General features: G+C 62.0%; 22 protein-coding genes. 7 read left to right on the top strand and 15 right to left on the bottom strand.

Translation table 11 applies throughout. The features are described from left to right. Positions 1–201 precede the first annotated feature (201 nt). From asd to AC1RTP_RS01110, 7 genes are all read right to left on the bottom strand, one after another. Positions 202–1,329 carry an aspartate-semialdehyde dehydrogenase gene (asd, locus tag AC1RTP_RS01140; protein ID WP_498604139.1) on the bottom strand — a complete coding sequence of 376 codons (1,128 nt, stop codon included), beginning with the start codon at positions 1,327–1,329 and terminating at the stop codon, positions 202–204. 137 nt (positions 1,330–1,466) lie between these two features. Continuing rightward, positions 1,467–2,534: a 3-isopropylmalate dehydrogenase gene (gene leuB, locus AC1RTP_RS01135; RefSeq protein ID WP_498604138.1), complete on the bottom strand. Its 1,068-nt coding sequence runs from the start codon at positions 2,532–2,534 to the stop codon at positions 1,467–1,469. Between the two features lie 14 nt (positions 2,535–2,548). Then, positions 2,549–3,196 carry a 3-isopropylmalate dehydratase small subunit gene (gene leuD, locus AC1RTP_RS01130; RefSeq protein ID WP_498604137.1) on the bottom strand — a complete coding sequence of 216 codons (648 nt, stop codon included), beginning with the start codon at positions 3,194–3,196 and terminating at the stop codon, positions 2,549–2,551. A 62-nt stretch (positions 3,197–3,258) separates the two neighbouring features. Next, complete coding sequence (locus AC1RTP_RS01125) at positions 3,259–3,381, bottom strand: entericidin A/B family lipoprotein (protein ID WP_155454431.1); 123 nt, start codon at positions 3,379–3,381, stop codon at positions 3,259–3,261. A gap of 21 nt (positions 3,382–3,402) precedes the next feature. Continuing rightward, the gene (gene leuC / locus AC1RTP_RS01120; RefSeq protein WP_498604875.1) at positions 3,403–4,806 is read right to left on the bottom strand and encodes a 3-isopropylmalate dehydratase large subunit; all 1,404 of its coding nucleotides are present in this window, start codon (positions 4,804–4,806) and stop codon (positions 3,403–3,405) included. Positions 4,807–4,986: 180 nt separating this feature from the next. Further along, entirely contained in the window at positions 4,987–6,867 is a 1,881-nt protein-coding gene (locus AC1RTP_RS01115; RefSeq protein ID WP_498604136.1) for a chemotaxis protein CheA, read from the bottom strand. Then, positions 6,867–7,700 carry a protein phosphatase CheZ gene (locus AC1RTP_RS01110; protein ID WP_498604134.1) on the bottom strand — a complete coding sequence of 278 codons (834 nt, stop codon included), beginning with the start codon at positions 7,698–7,700 and terminating at the stop codon, positions 6,867–6,869. The genes AC1RTP_RS01115 and AC1RTP_RS01110 overlap by 1 nt, the downstream gene beginning before the upstream one ends. A gap of 341 nt (positions 7,701–8,041) precedes the next feature. On the opposite strand from AC1RTP_RS01110, the gene AC1RTP_RS01105 reads away from it, so the two are divergent. From AC1RTP_RS01105 to AC1RTP_RS01080, 6 genes are all read left to right on the top strand, one after another. Continuing rightward, on the top strand, positions 8,042–8,509 hold the full coding sequence (locus AC1RTP_RS01105) for a universal stress protein (RefSeq protein ID WP_498604133.1): 468 nt from the start codon (positions 8,042–8,044) through the stop codon (positions 8,507–8,509). A gap of 78 nt (positions 8,510–8,587) precedes the next feature. Continuing rightward, positions 8,588–9,232, top strand: coding sequence for a response regulator (locus tag AC1RTP_RS01100; RefSeq protein WP_057259666.1), 645 nt, complete (start codon positions 8,588–8,590; stop codon positions 9,230–9,232). Positions 9,233–9,368: 136 nt separating this feature from the next. Then, positions 9,369–10,184: a Crp/Fnr family transcriptional regulator gene (locus AC1RTP_RS01095; RefSeq protein WP_498604132.1), complete on the top strand. Its 816-nt coding sequence runs from the start codon at positions 9,369–9,371 to the stop codon at positions 10,182–10,184. A 134-nt stretch (positions 10,185–10,318) separates the two neighbouring features. After that, a complete protein-coding gene (gene hemP, locus AC1RTP_RS01090) occupies positions 10,319–10,516 on the top strand; it encodes a hemin uptake protein HemP (protein WP_498604130.1) in 198 nt (65 codons plus the stop codon). Positions 10,517–10,588: 72 nt separating this feature from the next. Beyond that, positions 10,589–10,921 carry a hypothetical protein gene (locus AC1RTP_RS01085; RefSeq protein ID WP_498604129.1) on the top strand — a complete coding sequence of 111 codons (333 nt, stop codon included), beginning with the start codon at positions 10,589–10,591 and terminating at the stop codon, positions 10,919–10,921. Positions 10,922–10,929: 8 nt separating this feature from the next. Continuing rightward, positions 10,930–12,108, top strand: a complete 1,179-nt coding sequence (locus tag AC1RTP_RS01080; protein ID WP_498604128.1) for a DUF2325 domain-containing protein — start codon at positions 10,930–10,932, stop codon at positions 12,106–12,108. An 81-nt stretch (positions 12,109–12,189) separates the two neighbouring features. Here the strand turns inward: AC1RTP_RS01080 and AC1RTP_RS01075 are convergent, their stop codons facing one another. The 5 genes from AC1RTP_RS01075 to AC1RTP_RS01055 are packed head-to-tail and all read right to left on the bottom strand — an operon-like array spanning position 12,190 to position 16,573. Further along, positions 12,190–13,557, bottom strand: a complete 1,368-nt coding sequence (locus AC1RTP_RS01075) for a sulfite reductase subunit alpha (RefSeq protein ID WP_498604127.1) — start codon at positions 13,555–13,557, stop codon at positions 12,190–12,192. Further along, positions 13,554–14,570, bottom strand: a complete 1,017-nt coding sequence (locus AC1RTP_RS01070; RefSeq protein ID WP_498604126.1) for an FAD:protein FMN transferase — start codon at positions 14,568–14,570, stop codon at positions 13,554–13,556. The genes AC1RTP_RS01075 and AC1RTP_RS01070 overlap by 4 nt, the downstream gene beginning before the upstream one ends. A gap of 4 nt (positions 14,571–14,574) precedes the next feature. Then, complete coding sequence (locus tag AC1RTP_RS01065; RefSeq protein WP_498604125.1) at positions 14,575–15,402, bottom strand: DUF4198 domain-containing protein; 828 nt, start codon at positions 15,400–15,402, stop codon at positions 14,575–14,577. Positions 15,403–15,411: 9 nt separating this feature from the next. Next, complete coding sequence (locus AC1RTP_RS01060; protein WP_498604124.1) at positions 15,412–15,927, bottom strand: DUF2271 domain-containing protein; 516 nt, start codon at positions 15,925–15,927, stop codon at positions 15,412–15,414. 10 nt (positions 15,928–15,937) lie between these two features. After that, positions 15,938–16,573, bottom strand: coding sequence for a PepSY-associated TM helix domain-containing protein (locus AC1RTP_RS01055; protein ID WP_498604123.1), 636 nt, complete (start codon positions 16,571–16,573; stop codon positions 15,938–15,940). Positions 16,574–16,735: 162 nt separating this feature from the next. Here AC1RTP_RS01055 and AC1RTP_RS01050 point away from each other — a divergent pair, with 162 nt between their 5' ends. Beyond that, positions 16,736–18,991 carry a catecholate siderophore receptor Fiu gene (locus AC1RTP_RS01050; protein WP_498604122.1) on the top strand — a complete coding sequence of 752 codons (2,256 nt, stop codon included), beginning with the start codon at positions 16,736–16,738 and terminating at the stop codon, positions 18,989–18,991. Positions 18,992–19,032: 41 nt separating this feature from the next. On the opposite strand, the gene AC1RTP_RS01045 is transcribed toward AC1RTP_RS01050, so the two are convergent. The 3 genes from AC1RTP_RS01045 to AC1RTP_RS01035 all read right to left on the bottom strand — a co-directional run bounded on the left by AC1RTP_RS01045 (position 19,033) and on the right by AC1RTP_RS01035 (position 21,217). After that, positions 19,033–19,269, bottom strand: a complete 237-nt coding sequence (locus AC1RTP_RS01045) for a hypothetical protein (protein ID WP_498604121.1) — start codon at positions 19,267–19,269, stop codon at positions 19,033–19,035. Positions 19,270–19,295: 26 nt separating this feature from the next. Continuing rightward, a complete protein-coding gene (locus AC1RTP_RS01040; protein WP_498604120.1) occupies positions 19,296–19,649 on the bottom strand; it encodes a KGG domain-containing protein in 354 nt (117 codons plus the stop codon). Between the two features lie 125 nt (positions 19,650–19,774). After that, the gene (locus AC1RTP_RS01035; RefSeq protein ID WP_498604119.1) at positions 19,775–21,217 is read right to left on the bottom strand and encodes a RecQ family ATP-dependent DNA helicase; all 1,443 of its coding nucleotides are present in this window, start codon (positions 21,215–21,217) and stop codon (positions 19,775–19,777) included. Between the last annotated feature and the right edge of the window lie 15 nt (positions 21,218–21,232).

Here is a 21,232-nt window from a genome sequence, read left to right as displayed (position 1 = left end):
GTCCAAACATAACATCATGCTTTGAAGCATGCAAGCATTCTCCCCCTAATACCCCTCTCAAGCCCCCTATTCTGTTTCGTTCATGCCGAAAATATTTTGTGATTCAAAGAAAAAAGCCGGAATTTCCTTTGAAATCCGGCTTTTAGAAAATACTTCTTATCTTGATTATTAATCAGCAGGTATTAGCTCATTAATAACTAATTATTTATCGAGAACAATGCGCAGCATGCGGCGCAGTGGTTCGGCAGCGCCCCACAGCAGCTGGTCGCCAACGGTGAAGGCGGACAGGTATTCGCCGCCCATCGACATCTTGCGCACGCGGCCGACCGGAATGGTCAGGCTGCCAGTGACGGCGGCCGGGGTCAGTTCCTTCACCGACGCTTCGCGGGTGTTGGGCACGAACTTCACCCACTGGTTGTCCTTGGCGATGATGTCGTTGACTTCGTCCAGCGGCACGTCCTTGCGCAGCTTGATGGTCAGCGCCTGGCTGTGGCAGCGCATGGCGCCGATACGCACACACAGGCCGTCCACATGGATCGGGGAAGCGTCGAAGCCTTCGCCGCGGCCCAGGATCTTGTTGGTCTCGGCGCCGCCCTTCCATTCTTCCTTCGACTGGCCGTTGCCCAGATCCTTGTCGATCCAAGGAATCAGGTTGCCGCCCAGCGGAACACCGAACTGCTTGGTTTCTTCCGGCGACATGCCGTGCTGGGTGGCCAGCACTTGCTTGTCGATTTCCAGGATGGCCGACGCCGGGTTGTCCAGCAGGTGCTTGACGGAGGCGTTGATGGTGCCGTACTGGGTCAGCAGCTCGCGCATGTGCTGGGCGCCGCCGCCCGATGCCGCCTGGTAGGTCATGGAAGTCATCCACTCCACCAGGTCCTGCTTGAACAGGCCGCCCAGGCCCATCAGCATGCATGACACGGTGCAGTTACCGCCGATGAAGTTCTTCACGCCCTTGGACATGGCGTCCTTGATCACGTTCAGGTTGACCGGATCCAGCACGATCACGGAATCCTTGTCCATGCGCAGGGTCGATGCGGCGTCGATCCAGTAGCCGTTCCAGCCGGCTGCGCGCAGCTTGGGGAATACCTCGGTGGTGTAGTCGCCGCCCTGGCAGGAGATGATGATCTCGCAGCGTTTCAGTTCGTCGATGTTGGTGGCGTCCTTCAGGGTAGTCTCGTTCTTCGCCATCTTCGGCGCAGCGCCGCCGGTGTTTGAAGTGGAGAAGAATACCGGCTCGATATGGGCAAAGTCGCCCTCTTCCTGCATGCGCTGCATCAGGACCGAACCGACCATACCGCGCCAACCAACCAGACCTACGAGTTTCATTTTGCTTTCCTTTGGGTGTGAAATCTATTCAATTCTAAACCGGCAAACCAGTGCCTGACCCGCAGGGTCAGGCACTTGGCCTGTGACCGCTGCGGATCGGTGTCTGACCCTGCGGGTCAGACACCGGGGTACCGGTTCTAGAGCGCCGCCACCACAGCATCGCCCATCTGCGAAGTGCCCACCTTGGTGGTGCCTTCTTCGTAGATGTCCGGCGTGCGCAGGCCCTGCGCCAGGACCTTCTTGACAGCGTTTTCGATACGGTCGGCCTGCTCCGCGCGATTCAGCGAATAGCGCAGCATCATGGCAGCCGACAGGATCGTAGCCAGCGGGTTGGCAACGCCTTTGCCCGCGATATCAGGAGCCGAGCCGTGCGATGGTTCATACAGGCCCTTGTTGTTTGCATCCAGCGATGCCGATGGCAGCATGCCGATGGAACCGGTCAGCATGGCCGCTGCATCGGACAGGATATCGCCGAACATATTGCCAGTGACGATAACATCGAATTTCTTAGGAGCGCGCACCAGCTGCATGGCGGCGTTGTCGACGTACATATGGTCCAGCGCCACGTCCGGATATTCCTTGTGCACGTCGGTGACGATATCTTTCCAGAACTGGAAGGTTTCCAGCACGTTGGCCTTGTCGACGGAAGTCAGGCGCTTGCCGCGCTTTTGCGCCGCCTGGAATGCCACGTGGGCGATGCGGCGGATCTCGCCTTCCGCATAGCGCATAGTGTCGAAGCCTTCGCGCTGGCCCTTGAAAGGACCGTCCGGGCATTCGCGCACGCCGCGCGGCTGGCCGAAGTAAATGTCGCCGGTCAGTTCGCGCACGATCAAGATATCCAGGCCCGACACCACTTCCGGCTTCAGCGTCGAAGCGCCGGCCAGTTCAGGATACAGGATGGCAGGACGCAGGTTGCCGAACAGGCCCAGGTTCTTGCGCAGGCCCAGGATGGCTTGCTCAGGGCGCAGCGGGCGGTCCAGGGTATCGTACTTCCAGTCGCCCACGGCGCCGAACAGCACGGCGTCGGCCGCCTTGGCCAGCGCCAGGGTTTCTTCCGGCAGCGGGTGGCCCTTGGCTTCATAGCCTGCACCGCCGACCGGCGCGGTTTCCATCTCAAATTTTTCGTCGAGCGCGTTCAGGACCTTGACGGCCTGGGTCACGATTTCCGGGCCGATGCCGTCGCCCGGCAGGATTGCGATTTTCATTAGTCGATCTTCTGTTAGATAACGTTGGCCAGCCAGGGCTGGCTTGCGAGGCGGCGTTCTTCGAACGCTTTGATGTCGTCGGAGTGGCGCAGGGTCAGGCCAATATCGTCGAGGCCATTCATCAGGCAGTATTTGCGGAAGGCGTCGACCTCGAATGGGTAGGAGACGGAGCCGTTGCTGGTGCTGACGCGCTGCTGTTCAAGGTCCACCACCAGGCGGTAACCCGGGAATGCCTTGACTTCGTTGAACAGATGATCGATCTGCGCTTCGGTGAGGACGACCGGCAGCAGGCCGTTCTTGAAGCAGTTGTTGAAGAAGATGTCCGCAAAGCTTGGCGCGATCACGGCGCGGAAGCCGTATTGGTCGAGCGCCCACGGCGCGTGCTCGCGCGAGGAGCCGCAGCCGAAGTTCTTGCGGGTCAGGAGAATCGATGCCCCCTGGTAGCGCGGCTGGTTCAGCACGAAGTCCGGATTGAGCGGACGCTTGCTGTTATCCATGCCCGGCTCGCCGTGGTCAAGGTAGCGCCACTCGTCGAACAGGTTGGGACCGAAGCCGGTACGGTGGATCGACTTCAGGAATTGTTTCGGGATGATCGCGTCGGTATCGACATTGGCGCGGTCCAGCGGTGCAACTAAGCCATCAAGGACAGTAAATTTTTCCATTTGCGTTCTGCTTGGGTGGCAGGCGCGGGGCGCGCAGGCGGCGCGGCCCCAGCCCGCAGGTGTTATTTCCCGCCAGCGCTAGTCACGACCTGGCCGGCCTTTTGTACGTCCCTGCCGAAACCGGACACGGTATTGCAGCCGGTCAGGACGAGGGCGGTAATCACGATAGCGAATAGGGTTTTCATTTCAGGACATCCTTCTGGTATTTAGCGCAGGGCACGCACGTCGACAAAGTGGCCGGCGATACCGGCTGCGGCCGCCATGGCAGGCGATACCAGGTGGGTACGCCCGCCCTGGCCCTGACGGCCTTCGAAATTGCGGTTGGAAGTCGAGGCGCAGCGCTCGCCCGGATCGAGGCGGTCGGCGTTCATGGCCAGGCACATCGAGCAGCCCGGCTCGCGCCATTCAAAGCCGGCAGCCTTGAAGATTGCGTCCAGACCTTCGCGCTCGGCCTGCTCTTTGACCAGGCCCGAACCCGGCACCACCATCGCCAGCTTCACATTGGAAGCGCGCTGCTTGCCGCGCACCACGGCGGCAGCGGCGCGCAAATCCTCGATGCGCGAGTTGGTGCAGGAGCCGATAAAGACCTTGTCGATGCGGATGTCTTCGATACGGGTATTCGGGGTCAGGTTCATGTACACCAGGGCTTTTTCCATGGCGTCGCGCTTGACCGGGTCTTTTTCCAGGTCCGGATCGGGCACGCGGCCGTCGATGGAAGTGACCTGCTCGGGCGAAGTGCCCCAGGTCACTTGCGGCAGGATTTGCGCCGCATCCAGTGTCACCACGAAGTCGAACTTGGCGCCCTGGTCGGAATGCAGGGTGCGCCAGTAGGCCACGGCCTGGTCCCACTGCGGGCCCACCGGCGAATACGGACGGCCCTTGACGTAATTGATGGTGGTGTCGTCCACCGCGATCATGCCGGCGCGGGCGCCCGCTTCGATCGCCATATTACAGACGGTCATGCGGCCTTCCATCGACAGCGAGCGGATCGCCGAGCCGGCGAATTCGATCGCGTAGCCGGTGCCGCCGGCGGTGCCGATTTTGCCGATAATGGCCAGGACGATGTCCTTGGCGGTCACGCCGGCCGGCAGCACGCCGTCCACCTGCACCAGCATGGCCTTGGATTTCTTGGCCAGCAGGGTCTGGGTCGCCAGCACGTGCTCCACTTCCGAGGTGCCGATGCCGTGCGCCAGCGCGCCGAATGCGCCGTGGGTCGAAGTATGCGAGTCGCCGCACACCACGGTCATGCCAGGCAGGGTGGCGCCCTGCTCCGGGCCGATGACGTGAACGATGCCCTGGCGCTTGTCGTTCATATTGAAGTAGGTCATACCGACCGACTTGGTGTTCTTGTCCAGGGTTTCCACCTGCAGGCGCGAAGTCGGGTCTTCGATGCCGTGCGAGCGATCTGTTGTCGGAACGTTATGATCGGCCACGGCCAGGTTGGCCGACAGGCGCCATGGCTGGCGGCCGGCGCTGCGCAGGCCGTCGAATGCCTGCGGGCTGGTGACTTCGTGAACGAGGTGGCGATCGATGTACAGAAGGGCCGTACCGTCTTCCTCAGTGCGTACTACGTGGGATTCCCAGAGTTTGTCGTAAAGCGTTTTCATGATGCTGCCGTAATAGGTGATCCGTTTGATTATGCCATATTTTGTGCGTTGCAATACCAAGCAGGTTTTTCGCCTTATGAGCAATCCGGCTTAACAAATGCGCTATGGCGCCAAATAAAAAAAGCCTGCAGCCCCTTTTTGGGAGGCTGCAGGCTTGTGTTTTGAATTTTCTTCGAAGGGGCTTTAGGCCGCCATTCGTACACTTCCCCTGCAACCGTCCATCAGGAACGATAGGCCAACTACTAGGACCAGGTCGCCCTCGGCGGAACGTGCGGTGCCGGTAATACCGTCCACCGACAATGCAGTCATAGGTTTAATGACCAGGTCGGCGGTGCCGTCAACTGCCGACACGGCCAGGATGTAGGGTTGCGGCGAGTTCACCACGATGCCCACGCGCTCCGAGCATGGCTCGTAGCCCAGCGCATCGGCCAGCGAACGCACCGGCAGCGGACGGCCCTGGTCTTTCAAGACCGGAGCGCCGCCAACTTCCATGAAGGTTTCCGGCAGTTCGACCACGCGCTCGACCACCGCCATCGGCAGCGCCAGCAGCGCACCCGAGGTGGACACCAGCATGGTCGGCACGATCGACAATTCGATCGGAAGGCGGATGGCGAACTTGGTGCCTTTGCCCAGTGCGGATTCGATGTGGATCGCACCGCGGTTCTTTTCCACGGCGGTCTTCACCACGTCCATGCCGACGCCGCGGCCGGACACGGAAGACGCCACTTCCTTGGTCGAGAAGCCCGGCAGGAATACCAGCTGGTAGCACTCGTCGTCCGTCAAGTTGGCGCTTGGCGAAATCAGGCCTTTCTCACCGGCCTTGCGCTTCAGCGCTGCCGGGTCCATGCCTTTGCCGTCGTCCTGCAGCACGATCATGACGGAGTTGGCCTCCTGCCATGCCTTCAGGGAGATGTAGGCTTTGGGCGGCTTGCCGATGGCCATGCGGGCCTCAGGACCTTCCACGCCATGGTCCAGCGCATTGCGCAGCATGTGCACCAGCGGGTCGTACAGGCTGTCCACCACCACGCGGTCAACTTCGGTCTCCGCGCCTTCGATGGTCAGCTCGACTTCTTTGCCCAGGTCTTTCGCCAGTTCGCGCACCAGGCGCGGGAATTTCTGGAACAGGCGGCCGACCGGCTGCATGCGGGTCGCCAGGGTGGCGCGCTGCAGTTCGGTGGAATATCGCGATGCGCGCTCCAGGGTTTCGGTCAGGGCCGACATCAGCGTGGCGGCCTGGCCTTCGAATTTGAATTGCTGCAAGCGTTCCAGCAGCACCGCAGCCTGGTTGGCGGCCTGCACGGATTCGCCGGCCACTTCCAGCAGCGCGTCCAGCTTGACGGCATCGATACGGATGGATTCTTCCTTGGCCGGTGCGGAAGTCGGCTTCGGCTCGCCGGCCGGGCGTTCCTTCGCTTCCGGCGCAGGCGCTGGTGCGTGAACGGCGGCCTGGGTGCCTTCGGCGGCTGCATGGGCGGCGGCGACACCTTCAGCGCGCACCTCGGCGGCTGGGCGCACATAAGTGCCAGGCGGGACGACAGCTTGATACATGCCTTCCCAGTCCAGGCCATCGGCCGATGGCGCGGAGGCGGCGCTTGGCGCAGGAGCAGCGGCGGCCACCGGTGCGGCAGCTACAGGAGCAGGCGCAGCAGCCGGCCTGGCCTTGCCCGCAGAGGAGCTGGCCTTGCCTTCAATAGCCTCCTTGAGGATCGCTTCCAGGTCGGCCGGCATCGGCGCCAGCTGGTCCGGCGCGGTGCCGTTATTCAGGTCGGTCAACTGGTCGGCGACAAAGCCGGACGCTTGCAGTGCCGCCTCGATCGACAGCGGGGTGACCGGCGCAGCGCCGGTGCGCAGCGCGTCGAACAGGTTTTCAGTCAAGTGGCAGGCCGATACCAGCGCGCCCAGGTTCATGAAGCCCGCGCCACCCTTGATGGTGTGGAACGAACGGAAAACTGCGTTCAGTGTTTCCTTGTTGTCGGGGTCACGTTCGAGGCGCAGCAAGTGCTCTTCGACGTTGACGGCCAAATCCATGGCCTCGACAACGAACTCCTTGAGCATATCGTCCATTAGAACCCCAGGTCGGCAAGCAGGTCATCGACGCTGTCCTGATTCAGGGCTTCCGATGGGACGGATGGACCCGACATCAGCGACACCTCTTTCTGCGCAATCTTCTCGCGCACATCCGCTGGAGCGTTGTCCTTCAGCAGCTGCGCCAGTTCGGTTTCGACCTTCTTGGTAATGGCAACGACCTTCTTGATCAACTGGCCCGTGATGTCCTGGAAGTCCTGGGCCATCATGATTTCCAGCAGTCGGGCTTTCTCAGCCTCGGTCGCCTCCGACACCTTGGCCGCGAACGCGCGCGAATCGCCAGCCAGGGATTTGAATTCTTCGATACTCAGCTTGCCCGCGAACAGGGCCGCCCAGCGCTCTTCCATTTCCTTGGCGTTCTTGGACAGCACTTCCTGTGCCGGCATGCCGTCGTCCAGGGTGTTCAACACCTTGTTGGCGGCTTGCTCGGTCAGGGAAGCAACGTATTCCAGGCGATCCTGCGCATCGACGATCTGGGTCGACGCTTCGGTCAGCGCCTTGTCGTAGCCGAGTTCACGCAGCGAGTCGTGCAGCAGGCGCACGATGCCGCCCAAGCGCTCGAACATGCCTTCGGCGTGCTCGCCGCCTTCGGCCGGCGCGGCGGCTGCCTCTGCCGGCGCAGCTGCTGCAGCCGGAGCTGGCGCCTTGTTCGCCGCTGCTACGGAATCAAAGAGACTTTCCAGGTCATCCGAATCGCCCGAATCGGAAGCTGCAGCTGCCGGAGCAGCAGCTGGAGCAGGTGCAGGCGCATTCGCCCGTTGCGCGGATACTTCCTCAAATAATGCATCGAAATCATCAGCGGCGTCGGTCATAATTCCTGCTTCTCCATAAATTTCAAACGTTCCTGCAGCCGAAAGATTGTCAAATTTGACGCTCGGCAATAAATAAAGCTCTCTCGCGAGTGTAACAGGGGGCCGCCCCTCTGTTCAATCACTTAGGTGGCGGGCCATAGTCTAGCAAGTGTACTGTTGTATTTGCGGATTATGTGAAATACGCGCTGCAAGCCACTGAAATCGCGGGATTTTGCGCTTTCTGCGATGCCCCGATGACAGTTTCTTGATAATTATCAACTCTTTACAGCAGAACAATACTGATAAACGGGGCTACAATGAAGGCAGGAACGGCTCTTTTAATAGTTAAAGGAGGCTGAGATATGTATCGGAAAATCCTGATCACGACGGACGGCTCGGCCGTATCCAGCAAGACCGCCTGCGCCGGGGTCGAGTTCGCCCAGCAACTGGGGGCGGAGGTGCTGGCCCTGTTCGTAGCGCCGGAATACCAGTACCCGATTTACGTGGAGATCATCCCGCCCAGCTATCCCAGCGAGGAAGAGTACCGGGCGGCGATGCAGCGTGCCGGCAATGAGCATGTGCAGTCCATCCTCGAATCCTGCGCCAGGAAAGGCGTACGGGCCGAGGGCATGACCGCCTTCGCCGAAAGCGCAGCGCTGAAGATCGTCGATGTCGCAAGCCAAAGCAACTGCGACCTGATCTTCATTGGCTCGCACGGCCGCAGCGGCTGGGGCCACCTGCTGCTGGGCAGCGTGACCAACAAGGTACTGTCGCACACCAAGATCCCGGTGCTGGTGCACCGCCTGATCAAAGACCCGCGCCCGGCTTGATATGCCTGGCGTAACGACTCGCTCCGGCCCCGCCGGCCGGAGCGGGGAGAGAAGTTTTACACAATTTTTTGAGGAACTATGATTCGTATTGTCATCGCAGACGACCACACCATCATGCGCGAAGGGCTCAAGCGCATTCTCGACGGGGCTCCTGACATCGACATCGTAGGCGAAGCCATCGACGGCTTCGAAGTCCTCAACCACATCCGCCAGGGCGGCTTCGACCTGCTGCTGCTTGACCTGTCCATGCCAGGGCGCAGCGGGGTCGACCTGATCCGCCAGATCCGCAGCGAATCCCCCAAGCTTGCCATCCTCATCCTCACCATGCACGAGGAAGAGCAATACGCGGTGCGCGCCATCCGCGCCGGCGCCCAGGGCTACCTGACCAAGGAAAGCGCCGGCACCCAGCTGGTCGGCGCGATCCGCAAGGTCGCCTCCGGCCGCCCCTACATCTCCACCGAAGTGGCTGAGCAACTGGCGCTGAACATCATGCAGCCGGCCGAAACCCTGCTGCACAAACAGCTCTCCGACCGCGAATTCGAAGTGTTTTCGCTGCTGGTGTCGGGAAAATCCATCACCGAAATCGCCAACGGCCTGCATTTGAGCGTAAAAACTGTCAGCACGCACAAAACCCGCATCATGCAGAAGATGGGCATGGCTTCCCTCTCGGAAATGGTCCAGTACGCAGTGGCGCACAAGCTGCTGACACCGTTCAAAGCCTGATTGGCAAGATTGATTTTAGGATAATTCCTACAACTCCCCTCTACCCTCCTACGGTCATATTCAGCAACGGCTGATATTTTTCCCACATTCTCGTTGGCATACTGAAACCATTCCGTTTGGGAACCAGGAGATCAGCATGCTCTCAACGCAACCCGTGTCCCATGAGGCCGGCCGGCAACGGCAAGGCCGTTTGTGGTCCAACCTGAAAGAAGTCTGCGAGCTGCTGCACCTGCCACCAGTGTCGCTTAGCACTGAGGAGCTTCTGTTCCAGCACGTGCAATTCAAAACCGGCCAGCGCATCCACACGATCGGACAATCGTTCGACATGCTGTACGTGGTCAACTCCGGTTTCGTGAAAACGGTATTGATTGACGAGTTCGGCAACGAACAGGTGCTGGCCTTCCCGATGAAGGGCGACCTGATGGGGGTGGACGGCATCCACAGCAAGACTTACGCCTCGGAGGCGGTGGCCTTGTCGGATTGCGACCTGATCCTGTTGCCGTTCAAGAAGCTGACCACGCTGGGCCGTACCCACGTGGAATTGGAGAACATGATGTACGGCGTGATGAGCCGCGAACTGGTGCGCGAGCAAGCCATGATCGGCATGCTGGGAGCCCTGAGCGCAGAAGCGCGGGTAGCGCGCTTCCTCGTCACCCTGTCGGACAAGTTTTCACAGATGGGCTATTCGAGCAAGCTGTTCAACCTGCGCATGACGCGCCATGAGATTGGCAGCTACCTCGGCCTGACGCTGGAAACGGTCAGCCGCACCCTCTCGGCTTTCAACGAGATCGGGCTGATCAGCGTAGACCAGCGCACCATCGGCATTAAGGACGTCGACGCATTGAAATCCCTGCGTCGCCTGCCACCCTCGCGCACGCGCAGCAAGCTGCCGTCGCGGGCCAAGGCCGCAGCCGCCAGCGAAGCCACCGTGCCGCTGCTGGCGACTTTGTAAAGAGTAATACTCACCCAGCTTTGGCCCGCTTCGGCGGGCCTCTTTTTTTTGTAATAAAGATCTAATAATTCATTTGACAAGTATAGGTCTGATGCGCATAATGCAAATGCGAATCATTCTTATCTTAGGAAGCAATGCAAACTACAAACATCGCCGAAGGTCCCAAACCCATCGCTGCTGCCGCACCTGACGCGCAGCAGCCTACTCCCGCGCTGCGCCGCTTCACCACCGCCGGCCTGATGCAGGACCAGCGCGAAATCGAAATCGAACATGCAGGCCGCATTTACCGCCTGCGCATCACGCAGTTGAACAAGCTGATCTTAACTGCCTGAGCCCCCCCTCCCCAACCGCCAGCCAGCCGTGACCTGCGGCAGCCAGCCACCCCAAACTTCTTGGAGTGATTCATGGCTATCGACCGCAACGACCCCATCTTCCAAAATCAGGGAGCTGCCGCCCAGCACCCGGAACTGATGCTGTCCGCCGTGCTGCACCTGATGTCCCATTACACGGCCAATGCGGCCGAGAACGGAGGCTGCGTCAAGCTCGCCTCCGTCATCGAACGGCACCTGAAAGCCCTGTCCGATTTGCCTGGCCTGGCGCCGGTGCTGCGCGCCACCTGCCAGCAATTGTGCGAACAATGGGCCGCCGTGGTCGAACAAGCCCGTCCTCCGCAAGAACGCGCCGGCTTCCTGGCGCGCCTGATCGGACGTTCGCGCCCCGCAGTGCTCGCGATCTGAGGCCAGCCATGTGCGACAAGCATCACGCCCCGGCAATTGCGAACGCCGAACCGGTGCGGCGCCGACGCATCTGGGACCTGCCCCACTCCTGCCTCTGTCCACTGGTCGGCGTTGGCCTGCCGCTTGGCGTGCTGCGCAAGATCGTCGGCAAGGCGGCCGGCGGCAAGTTGCTGGCCAGCGATTACGAAATCCACGTCGGCACGATCAGCGAATGCGGCAAGCGCAGCCGCCTGTCCGAAGCGGTGCAGAAAGAACTGGAACGCCGCTATACCGCCATCATCCAGCGCTTCCGCAACGCCCGCGACACGCAAGCGCTGGAAGCGTTATGGGTTGCAGCAGTCGCCAGCGGCGACGTACCCGGCGCGTTCTGGGCAGGCCTGAGCCATCCCCACTGCACGCCCGAGCTGCAAGAGCAGATGTGCCGCGACCTACACATGATCCAGCACCAGGCCGGCGCCGCCACGCGCGCCGACATCAGCCGCCTGCAAGAATTAGAACAAGCCAATGCCGCACAAGAACGCGAACTGGCGCGCCTGCAGCAACGCAGCACCGCCTGGCAAACCGAACGCCACGCCGAACAGGAGTCCCATGCCGCCGCCATGATGCAGCTGCGCGCGCAACTGGTCGGCCGCGACAGCGTGCTGGCATCGCTACAACAGCAGCTCGAAGAACTGCACGCCAAGATCCCCGGCCTCGCCACACGCGAACGTTTGGCGCACCAGCTAGCCAATACCGAGCAGCGCGTGCACGAACTGCGCGTCGAGCTCTCCGCAGCGCGCGCTGAAGCAGCCGACGCCCGCACCGCGCTTGCCGCAGCCGCAGCCTCTGCCGCGCAACAGACGCCCGCGGCTCCACCCAGCGCTCCAGCGCAACGCATCACCTTGCACGGCCCGCTGGCAGAGCGAGTCCTATGCGTCGGCGGCCGCGCCGGCAACGTCGCCGGCTACCGAAATGTAATCGAAGAAACCGGCGCCGAATTCCTCCATCACGACGGCGGCCTGGAAGACAACGTAGCCCGCCTCGAAACAAGCATGGCCGCCGCCGACCTCGTGATCTGCCAAACCGCCTGCATCAGCCACAGCGCCTACTGGCGCGTAAAAGACTTCTGCAAGCGCCACCAGAAACGCTGCATCTTCGTCGACAACCCCAGCATCACCACCCTCCAGCGCGCACTGGATCCTCAATAAAAAGTCGGGGTCAGGTCGAGCAAATGGACATTTCGCCCAGCGAAATGTCCATTTGCTCGACCTGACCCCGACTTTCAAGAATCAATAGACGTCGCGGCGGTAGCGGGCGGTGCGGGCCAGTTCGGACAAGGGGGCGCTGCCGAGGATCTGTGTCAGGGCCTGGTCGACGCCGGCGGCCATGCCTTCGAGGCTGCCGCAGACGTAGATGGCGGCGCCGTCGGCGATCCAGGCACGCACGGTTTCGGCGTGGCGTAGCAGAACGTCTTGCACGTATTCCTTGCTTTCCGGGCCGCGCGACCAGGCGAGGTCGAGGCGGGCAAGCATTCCTTGGCGCTGCCACGCTTCCAGTTCTTCGCGGTAGAAAGCGTCATGCGCGGGGTCACGTTCGCCGAACAACAGCCAATTGCGGGATTGGGCGTCAGCGGCGCGCGCTTTCAGGTGGCCGCGCAGACCGGCGATGCCGCTGCCGTTGCCGATCAGGATCAGTGGGCGGTCTGCGTTCGCTTCCAGGCGGAAGCGGCGGTGTTCGCGCAGCCGCAGGCGTACCGTGGCGCCGTCTGCGGCTTGTTGCGTGAGCCAGCCGGATGCCAGGCCGTGGCTGCCGTCGCTATGGCGGTGCAGGCGCACCAGCAGGTGCACGCGGCCGTCTGCTGGAATCGATGCGATCGAGTATTCCCGTGGGCGTTCTGGATCGGCCGGTGCGGCAATCTGCACCAGGTCGCCCGACTGCCAGTCCGGCAGCGCGGCGCCGTCGGCAGGTTCGAGTTCGAGATGGTAGATCGGGGCGCCTGCACTGCCGGGGTTCAGGTGACGGCGTTCCGCCAGACGCCATTCGCCGAAGGCTGGTGCATCCCAGTCCGGTGCATCGCTGGTGCCAACGAGGTGGCTCAATTGCTGGCGCCAGGCTGCAATGGCTGGCGCTGCGCTGCGGTCGACTTCCACGCGGGGGAACAGGGCTTGCGCGCCGCACGCGGCCAGCCATGCGTCAAGCGCGCGGCCAAAGCCGCAGAAGCTGCTGTAGGCGCTGTCGCCCAGCGCCAGCACGGCGTAGTGCAACTGGCCGAGCGCGAGGTCACTGCGCGACATCAGGCGTTGTGCGAAGCGCGCTGCCGCATCGGGGGCGTCGCCTTCGCCGTAGGTCGAGGCGAGGAGCAGGATGCGCTCCGAAGACTGCAGCGTGGCAGCATCGATCTCGTCGAAGTCGCATACGTGATTGGCGATGCCCGCCACGCGCAAGGTTTCGCTGGTCTGGCGCGCGAGCAGTTCGGCGTTGCCGGTCTGGCTGGCGTAGGCAACCAGCCATGGCGAGTCGCCTGCGGCGGCGCGCGCTGCTTTCGCTTCGGCGCGGGCGCGGCGTGCGCGCAGCCAGGGCAGCAGGCATACGATGCCGTAGCCGGCCAGCATGGCGGCCGTCAGGCCCAGGCGCGTGGGGTCGTTGGTGAGGATCATTCGTCTTCGAGCATCTTCTGGAAGCGGCTGCTGAGGATTTCGCGCAGCCCGCCTTCTTCGCGCAACAGGAAGCGTGCGGCCAGCCGTTTGCGTTCGGCCAGCGCGAGCCCTTGTTCGGGGCCAAGCACGGTCAAGGCGGTGGACCAGGCGTCGGCTGCCATTGCGCTTTCGTGCACTACCGTTACCGATGCCAGTGCATTGGTAATCGGCATTCCTGTGCGGGGATCAATCGTGTGCGGGCGCCGGGTGGCGTCCTGCATAAAGTATTTGCGGTAGTCGCCGGAAGTGGCGACGGCCAGGCCGTGCAAGGCGACGGCGATTTCATCCTGCCCGGCGAGCGGTTCTTCCAGCGCGACCCACCAAGGCTGGCCGTCGGGCTTGAAGCCGGAACCGCGCAATTCGCCGCCCACTTCGACAAGATAATGCTGGCAGCCCGCCCCTTCAAGCCAACGCGCCAGCTTGTCGACGCTGAAGCCTTTGGCGACGGCCGACAAATCCAGCTGCACGCCGCCTGGCTGTAACGCGCGTTTGCGGGGCACGTCCAGCTCCACTACGCGGCCAGCCATACCGGCCTTCACGGTAGCGACATCGCGCGCGCTTGGCGGCACGAAACCGGCTTCGTCATGACGCCCGGTCGGGCCGAAGCCCCACAGGTTGACCAGCGCACCGGCGCAAGGATCGCAGGCGCCGCCGGTCTCGCGCGAGACTTCGAGGGCGAAATGCAGTACCTGGAAAAAAGCATCCGGCAGCACATGCCATGTGCCGGCGCCGGCGCGATTGAAGCGGCCCAGGTTGGAGCCTGGTTCCCAGTGGCTCATCTCGGCCACCACCTGGTCCAGCTCCTGCTGCAGGCCGGCCTGCAAGGCGGTGCGAAGTGCCGGAACTTCGCCCGCTGCAAGCGCCACCCGTGCCGACCACGTCGTGCCCATCGTCACGCCGCCGAAATCGGCGACAAGCGCCCCCGCCGGCGCTGGCTCGGCGGCGATGGTTGGGGGCAGCAGGACGCGGCGCACCTGTTTACTGCGGCAGGACTTCCACAGTCGCCGCGTAAGTCACGCGGCGCGCCGGCATCGGGCGCGGGCCGGCTTGCTGGCCCGCTTGCGCGGCAGGAGGCGCAGGCCAGCTGCTCGACACCAGGTACATGCCAGCTTGCGGGATCTTGAACGTCACCTCGCCCTTCGCATCGGTGGTCATACGGATCTCCCCCAGCGTGCCGCGATAACGCACGCCGCCCGGGATCAGGCTGAAGGCCTGGTCGGCCGCAGGTTTGCCATCCAGCAGGAACTTCCACTTGGCTTCCTCGCCTGCACGCATATCGTTCGGGTGCGTCACAGGAACCAGCTCCAGGCCCACGCCGGTCGGCTTGAAGACCGCCTCGTCGGTACTGTTGGCGCTGACGAAGGTCTCCAGCCGGCCGAAGGTGCGCGACACATACAGTTCGTCGGCCTTGGCCGGCACATTGGCCGCCAGTTCAGCCTCGCTGCCGCGCCAGCGTTTCATTTCACCGTTCACCTTCCAGCTGGCCATGACCGACTGGTTCACCAATGCGATCTTGTAAGTACCAGGCTTGGCCAGCTTCACGTCGAAGGTCGAGCGCAGGCGGCCGGTCAGGGCGTTCTGCATTTCCACCTTGGCGCCGTCAGGGCCGGTGATGGTGAGGCCATCCAGTTTCAATGGCTGGTGGTCGATGTCGAACAGGCCTTCCGAGATTGCCGCATCCACGGTCACCCAGGCGTCTTTGGAATCGACCAGCGAAGACGAAGGCAGCAGCCATGGCTTGTGCGCCTGGGCGCTGAAGGCGGCGCCGGCCAGTGCCAGCGCAATCAGGGTTCTATTTAGCTTCATGGCGCTTCCTTATGGTTTGACTTGTACGGTGACTTCGCCCAGCTCTTCCTTGCCCTTGGCCGAGAAGGACTGCGCCGATTTCGGCGGCCATACCACCGGTACTTTCACCAGTTCACGGCCGCCCGCTTCGCGCGCGGCCTCGATCACCAGCTGGTAATTGCCGGCCGGGAGCTTGTTCAGGGCTTCTTTGGCGACCGGGAAGTTCAGGGTCTGCTCGCCTGGACCACGGGTTGCGCCGCTCACGCCATCCATCGGCATTTCCACGTCGCGGCCGGACTTGCGCCACCATTGGCGCATATCCTTCAGCCACTTGGCGCCGCCGTTGTCCTTCTTCTTCACGTCGTACAGCACGGCCAGGTTGGTGACAACTTTCTGGTCCGCGTTTTCCAGCCAGGCAGCCAGGTAAGGACGGTGGTATTCCGCCACGTTCAGTTGCGGGATCTCGAATTTCAGCGTCAGGTCGGCCGCCATCGCGGACACGCTCACCAGCGGCAAACCGACGGCGATGGAATAACGAAGTTTCATACAGAAGTCCTTAATGAATGTAGAGCAAAGCAATGACACATGGGATCACCACGCCCAGGCCCACCATCGGCCAGGTGAAGGGCCGCTTGGCCGCGTGGAATTTCAGGATCAGCAGGCCAGTGATGCAGAACACCAGGCAGGCCGCCGCAAAAATATCGATAAACCAGTTCCAGGCCGCGCCGGTGTTGCGGCCCTTGTGCACATCATTGAGCCAGGAGATCCAGCCGCGGTCCGTGTTCTCAAATTCAGCCGCGCCGTCTTCCAGGCCAATGCGCACCCAGGCGTCGCCGCCGGCTTTCGGCATCGGCAAATAGACTTCATCGACCGACCACTCGGCTTCGCGGCCGCCAGCCTTGATCGACCAGGTCTCGCGCAGCCAGCGCTCGCCCGCTTCCGGCAGCGGCGCCTTGTCGCCGTCATGCTTTTCGGCGAAGGCATGCAGCTCGCTGACCAGCGCCGCCGGTGCGGTGGCCTGCTTGCGCTGCACGGAAGGCTTGGCTTCGATCTGGCTCGCGTGGTTCAACGTGATGCCGGTAATCGCGAACAGGATCATCCCGAGCAGGCACATGGCCGAACTGACCCAATGCCATTCATGCAGGAGCTTGAGCCACACGGCTCGTTTCGCTTGGATTTCAGGACTGCTCAAGTTGGCACTTTCGGTGAAGGAATTTCAGGATGATAAAGCACAGCGCTTGCTAATGCAATTGAGAATCGTTATCATTTACACGCTTTTACCCACCCCGCCCCGCCAGCCAGCTCCGAATTGATGGAAGCCGCCAGCTTCAAACGCATCAATCTGGAGAAAATTTTGACCATCCGTAGCCGCAAGCACGCGCTTTCCACCCAGCCGCTGCTGAACCAATCCCTGCTCGCCATGGCCGCTATCGGCCTGCCGCTGTCCGCCTCCGCACAGGCGCAGGTGCAAGAAAAGACCATGGCCGAAGTCAAGGTCGAAGCCAATGCCGACGTGCCGTACAAGGCAGACCGCGCATCCTCGCCGAAACTGACTTCCCCGCTGCTCGATACGCCGCAGACCATTTCCGTGATCAAGAAAGAGCTGATCCAGGAGCAAGGCGCCAGCTCCATCGTGGAAGCGCTGCGCAACACGCCGGGCATTACGCTGCAACTGGGCGAAAACGGCAACACCAGCGCCGGCGATACCTTCCAGATGCGCGGCTTCGCAGCCCAATCGTCGATTTTTGTTGACGGCATCCGCGACCTGGGCGCAGTGACGCGCGAAGCCTTCAATATCGAACAGGTGGAAGTGGCCAAGGGCCCGGCCGGCGCCGACATCGGGCGCGGTGCAGCCGGCGGCTACATCAACCTGGTCTCGAAGATGCCTGCGCGCGAAGATTCCTTCGCAGCTTCCCTCGGCTTTACGGAGGGCGGCGTCAAGCGAGGCAGCGCCGACGTCACGCGCAGCTTCGGCAGCAGCGGCGCCTTCCGCATCAACGCCATGGTGCAGGACGGCAGCGTCAAGGGCAGCAATGCGCTGGACCGCGAAAGCAAGGGCTTTGCACCATCGATCGCCTGGGGCCTCGGCACGCCGACTCGCCTCTACCTGTTCTCGCAGCACGTGCGCCAGGACAATGTGCCTGATGGCGGCATCCCCAGCGTAGGCATGGAAGGCTTCTACAACGCAGGCGAAGCGCTGCGCAAGGCGCCACGCGTGGACCGCAACAACTGGTATGGCTTCAAGGGCGACTACGAAAAAGTCGACGCCGACATGATCACGGCGAAGATCGAACATGAACTGGCGCCAAAGACCACGCTCACCAACACTACCCGTTGGGGCAAATCGAAGATGGACCGCATCATGACCGGCATCTACACTCTCGCCATGCCGGCTGCCGATCCATCCACCTGGACCGTCACCCGCCTGCGCCAGAGCGTCCTGCAGCAAAACAAGATCCTGGCCAACACCACCAATATCGTCAGCGAGTTCACGCTGGGCGGCATGCAGCACACCTTGTCGACCGGCCTCGAACTCCTGAATGAGCAACAGTATTCGCCGACCCGCGCGAGCGCCAGCCTGGGCATCGCACCTCCGGCCAACCTGTACCATCCGAACCAGAACGATGCGCTGGCTGGCTTCAGCCCCGTCTTCAACGGCGCCTTCAGCAACGGCAAGACCGACACCGTCGGCGCCTACGCCTTCGACACCGTCAAGCTGAACGAACAGTGGCAGTTGAACGGCGGCCTGCGCTTCGAGCGCTACACCACCAGCACCGACAGCGTAGCGGTCAACGCCACCACCGGTGCACAGAGCGGCAGCCACGTCGAAAAGTCGGGCAACCTGGCCAGCATCAAGGCCGGCTTGCTGTATAAGCCGACCGCCGACGGCAGTGTCTACCTCGCTTACGCAAACTCCAAGACGCCACCTGGCAGCGCCAACCACTCGCTCGCGGCGCAGACTGCATCCAACTCCAACAACCCTGCCCTCAAGCCGCAAAAGACCACCAACGTGGAACTGGGCACCAAGTGGGACGTGATCCAGAAGCAGCTGGCGCTGACCGCAGCCCTTTATCGCACTACCAACAAGGACGAATTCCCGCAGCTGGTGGATGCCGTGAGCAACACCTGGGCGCAGCTGGGTGAACGCCGTGTACAGGGTGTGGAACTGGGCGCCGTGGGCCAGATCAGCAAAGCCTGGAGCGTGACCGCCGGCATTGCGACCATGGATACCGAAATCAAGGAAGGCCTCACCGGCAACAACGCCGTCGGCGCAGCCAGCCGCTGGTCGCCCAAGGTATCGGCCACCATGTGGACTGCCTACAAGTTCGACGACAAGCTGTCCATCGGCGGCGGCGTGCGCTATATGGGCGAACAGAAACGCCTGGTCGACCAATCGCAATCGGCAGCAGTGACCAATATGCCGTCCATCCCGCATTACACGGTGGTCGATGCCATGGCGTCTTACAAGTTGAGTAAGAACGTCTCGCTGCAACTGAACCTGTACAACGTATTCGACAAGTTCTATATCAACACGCTGAACAACAGCGGCGCGCGTGCATCCCTCGGCGCTCCGCGTACTGCGCAGCTGACCGCGAACTTCATGTTCTAAGGAAAGCAGGTGTAAAAAAGCGGGCCTCGGCCCGCTATCTTTCAGACGCCGGAACTTGCATCCGGCCCTGGCGCGCCACCTTCGGTGCCCAGTCCACTGCCGCCCTGCCGCGAACCGCTTTCCGTAGCGCTTTGCCGGTTGCCCGGCAAAGGTCGGTCGGCGCGGCGGATCTGGCCTTCCGGAATCGCGGTGTTGGCGATCTCCGGATGCTCTGTGTCGACCAGCACAAAGTTTTGCTGGTTCTCCGTATCCTTACTGGGTTTGTCAGGCCGTCCCATACTGGCCTCCTTGCCACAATGAAACCTTAATACTTATCGCCACCCTGCTTGTTGCCCTGGTAGTCCTTTTGGTAGTCCTGCTGATACTCCTGGCCTACCTGTTGGCCCTGGTCGGGTTGCTGCTCGGTGCGGCTCGCATTGCCCTTCGAACCACTCTGGCGATTGCCATCGTTCTTGTGGCTCATGCTGCCGGCCTTGCGTGCTTCCTCGGAAGTGAACTCATGCGCAGTGCCCTTCTGGTGGGCGGCACGACCGCCTTCAGAAGCGATTTCACGCTGACGCTGTGGGTCCATGGAGGCAAAGCCACGTGCACTTTGCTTGCTGCCGGCCGGACTGTCCTGCCGGTTGCCGCGTTTGTCGCCTGGATTGTTCGAAGCCATGATTCGTCCCCCTGCTCGTTTCAGATGGAAAAGACCCCCGCGGAGTAGGCGCGGGAGAACTCATGTTAGTGCAAGCACTGTACAGGTAATATAGGACGTTCAGCGCGACATATGTAGGATATCGCCTACTTTATTTCGAGTGGGAAAATTGCATCCCCTACAGTAGGAGGCGCTACGCAGTTATCACAGCTGCCGCAGCGCTCTATTCCAGCGGACTCATCGTCGAAATAATTTAGCAATAATTTCCACCGGCAATATCCTGACTGCGCGTAGGACACCATCTGGGCCAGGGCTTCGCGGTCATGCTCCTGCTTTTCGCGGTAGCGTTCCGACAGCCGCTCCAGGTCCACGGGGCGCGGCGCCTTGCTGGACAGGCCGTATTGCAGCTTGCGGTCTTGCAGCAACCAGCCGCCCTCCTTCAATAATTTCAATGCAAGCTGGCTGCGTTTATCACGCGGCTTTTCGCCGCTGGCAATTGCTTCATAAGCATTACGCAACAGCGCGGCGTCGGGATAGCTGCGTGCAAGGAAAAACTGCTGCACGCGTTTATCTTCATGAAAGTACAACAGCGTACATGCCGCGGCATCGGCGTCACGCCCTGCCCGCCCAGCTTCTTGGTAGTAGGCTTCCAGGCAAGCCGGCACTTGCAAGTGGATTACAAAACGGATGTCGGGCTTGTCGATGCCCATGCCGAACGCGTTGGTCGCCACCATCACGCGGCGCGCCCCGGACATGAACATTTCCTGGTTCTGGTGGCGCTCGCCCGCGTGCAGCCTGCCGTGGTAGAGAGCCACGCTTTCGCCGGCTTCTTCCAGCGCGGCCAGCATATCTTCAGCGGCCTTGACCGTGGCGGCGTAGATAATCCCGCTCCCCTTCGTTTCGCGCACCAGGCGCAGCGCCTCGGCCATTCGCTCATCGGCATTGGTCACCTGGCGCACGGCAAGTTGCAGGTTGGGCCGGTAGATGCCGGTGTTGACGACACGCATCTTTGGCGCGCCCAGTTGCTGGCGGATATCTTCCACCACTTCCTCGGTAGCTGTAGCTGTGAGCGCCAGCATCGGCGGACGTCCCAGCGCATCGAGCGCGGCGCCAATGTCGAGATAAGCGGGGCGGAAATCGTGGCCCCAGCGCGAGATGCAATGCGCCTCGTCAACCACGACCAGCCCGATATCGGCCTTATGCAGCAGGGACATGAACTCCACCGACGCCAGCCGCTCCGGCGTGCAGAACACAATACGCTCCGCGTTATCGCGCAAGCCTTGCAGCGCATCCTCCTGCTCGTCAGTGGGAATTTTGCTATTGAGCTGGGCGGCCTCAATGCCGATATCGTCCAGCTTTTCCGCCTGGTCTTTCATCAGCGAGATCAGGGGAGACACCACGACCGTGCTGCCCTTCAGGATCGACGCGGGGATCTGGTAGCACAGCGATTTGCCGCTGCCCGTGGGCATGATGGCAAGCGTGTCATGCCCCGCCAGAACGCTGTCGATCACTTGCTGCTGGCCAACACGCAGACGCTCGACGCCGAAAACTTCGCGCAGCAGGTGCTTGATTTGATGATGAGTAGCCATAGCCACAAGGTAACG

The sequence above is a fragment of the Pseudoduganella sp. GW821-FHT11H04 genome, assembly GCF_058807935.1.
The sequence above is the reverse complement of the archived record's forward strand: the minus strand, read 5'-3'. Positions and strand labels throughout refer to the sequence as shown.

Bases quoted from the DNA above. Each gene is read 5' to 3' on its own strand.
- asd (WP_498604139.1), bottom strand. From the start codon at position 1,329: ATGAAACTCGTAGGTCTGGTTGGTTGGCGCGGTATGGTCGGTTCGGTC.
- leuB (WP_498604138.1), bottom strand. From the start codon at position 2,534: ATGAAAATCGCAATCCTGCCGGGCGACGGCATCGGCCCGGAAATCGTG.
- leuD (WP_498604137.1), bottom strand. From the start codon at position 3,196: ATGGAAAAATTTACTGTCCTTGATGGCTTAGTTGCACCGCTGGACCGC.
- AC1RTP_RS01125 (WP_155454431.1), bottom strand. From the start codon at position 3,381: ATGAAAACCCTATTCGCTATCGTGATTACCGCCCTCGTCCTGACCGGC.
- AC1RTP_RS01115 (WP_498604136.1), bottom strand. From the start codon at position 6,867: ATGGACGATATGCTCAAGGAGTTCGTTGTCGAGGCCATGGATTTGGCC.
- AC1RTP_RS01110 (WP_498604134.1), bottom strand. From the start codon at position 7,700: ATGACCGACGCCGCTGATGATTTCGATGCATTATTTGAGGAAGTATCC.
- AC1RTP_RS01105 (WP_498604133.1), top strand. From the start codon at position 8,042: ATGTATCGGAAAATCCTGATCACGACGGACGGCTCGGCCGTATCCAGC.
- AC1RTP_RS01100 (WP_057259666.1), top strand. From the start codon at position 8,588: ATGATTCGTATTGTCATCGCAGACGACCACACCATCATGCGCGAAGGG.
- AC1RTP_RS01095 (WP_498604132.1), top strand. From the start codon at position 9,369: ATGCTCTCAACGCAACCCGTGTCCCATGAGGCCGGCCGGCAACGGCAA.
- hemP (WP_498604130.1), top strand. From the start codon at position 10,319: ATGCAAACTACAAACATCGCCGAAGGTCCCAAACCCATCGCTGCTGCC.
- AC1RTP_RS01085 (WP_498604129.1), top strand. From the start codon at position 10,589: ATGGCTATCGACCGCAACGACCCCATCTTCCAAAATCAGGGAGCTGCC.
- AC1RTP_RS01080 (WP_498604128.1), top strand. From the start codon at position 10,930: ATGTGCGACAAGCATCACGCCCCGGCAATTGCGAACGCCGAACCGGTG.
- AC1RTP_RS01075 (WP_498604127.1), bottom strand. From the start codon at position 13,557: ATGATCCTCACCAACGACCCCACGCGCCTGGGCCTGACGGCCGCCATG.
- AC1RTP_RS01065 (WP_498604125.1), bottom strand. From the start codon at position 15,402: ATGAAGCTAAATAGAACCCTGATTGCGCTGGCACTGGCCGGCGCCGCC.
- AC1RTP_RS01060 (WP_498604124.1), bottom strand. From the start codon at position 15,927: ATGAAACTTCGTTATTCCATCGCCGTCGGTTTGCCGCTGGTGAGCGTG.
- AC1RTP_RS01045 (WP_498604121.1), bottom strand. From the start codon at position 19,269: ATGGGACGGCCTGACAAACCCAGTAAGGATACGGAGAACCAGCAAAAC.
- AC1RTP_RS01040 (WP_498604120.1), bottom strand. From the start codon at position 19,649: ATGGCTTCGAACAATCCAGGCGACAAACGCGGCAACCGGCAGGACAGT.
- AC1RTP_RS01035 (WP_498604119.1), bottom strand. From the start codon at position 21,217: ATGGCTACTCATCATCAAATCAAGCACCTGCTGCGCGAAGTTTTCGGC.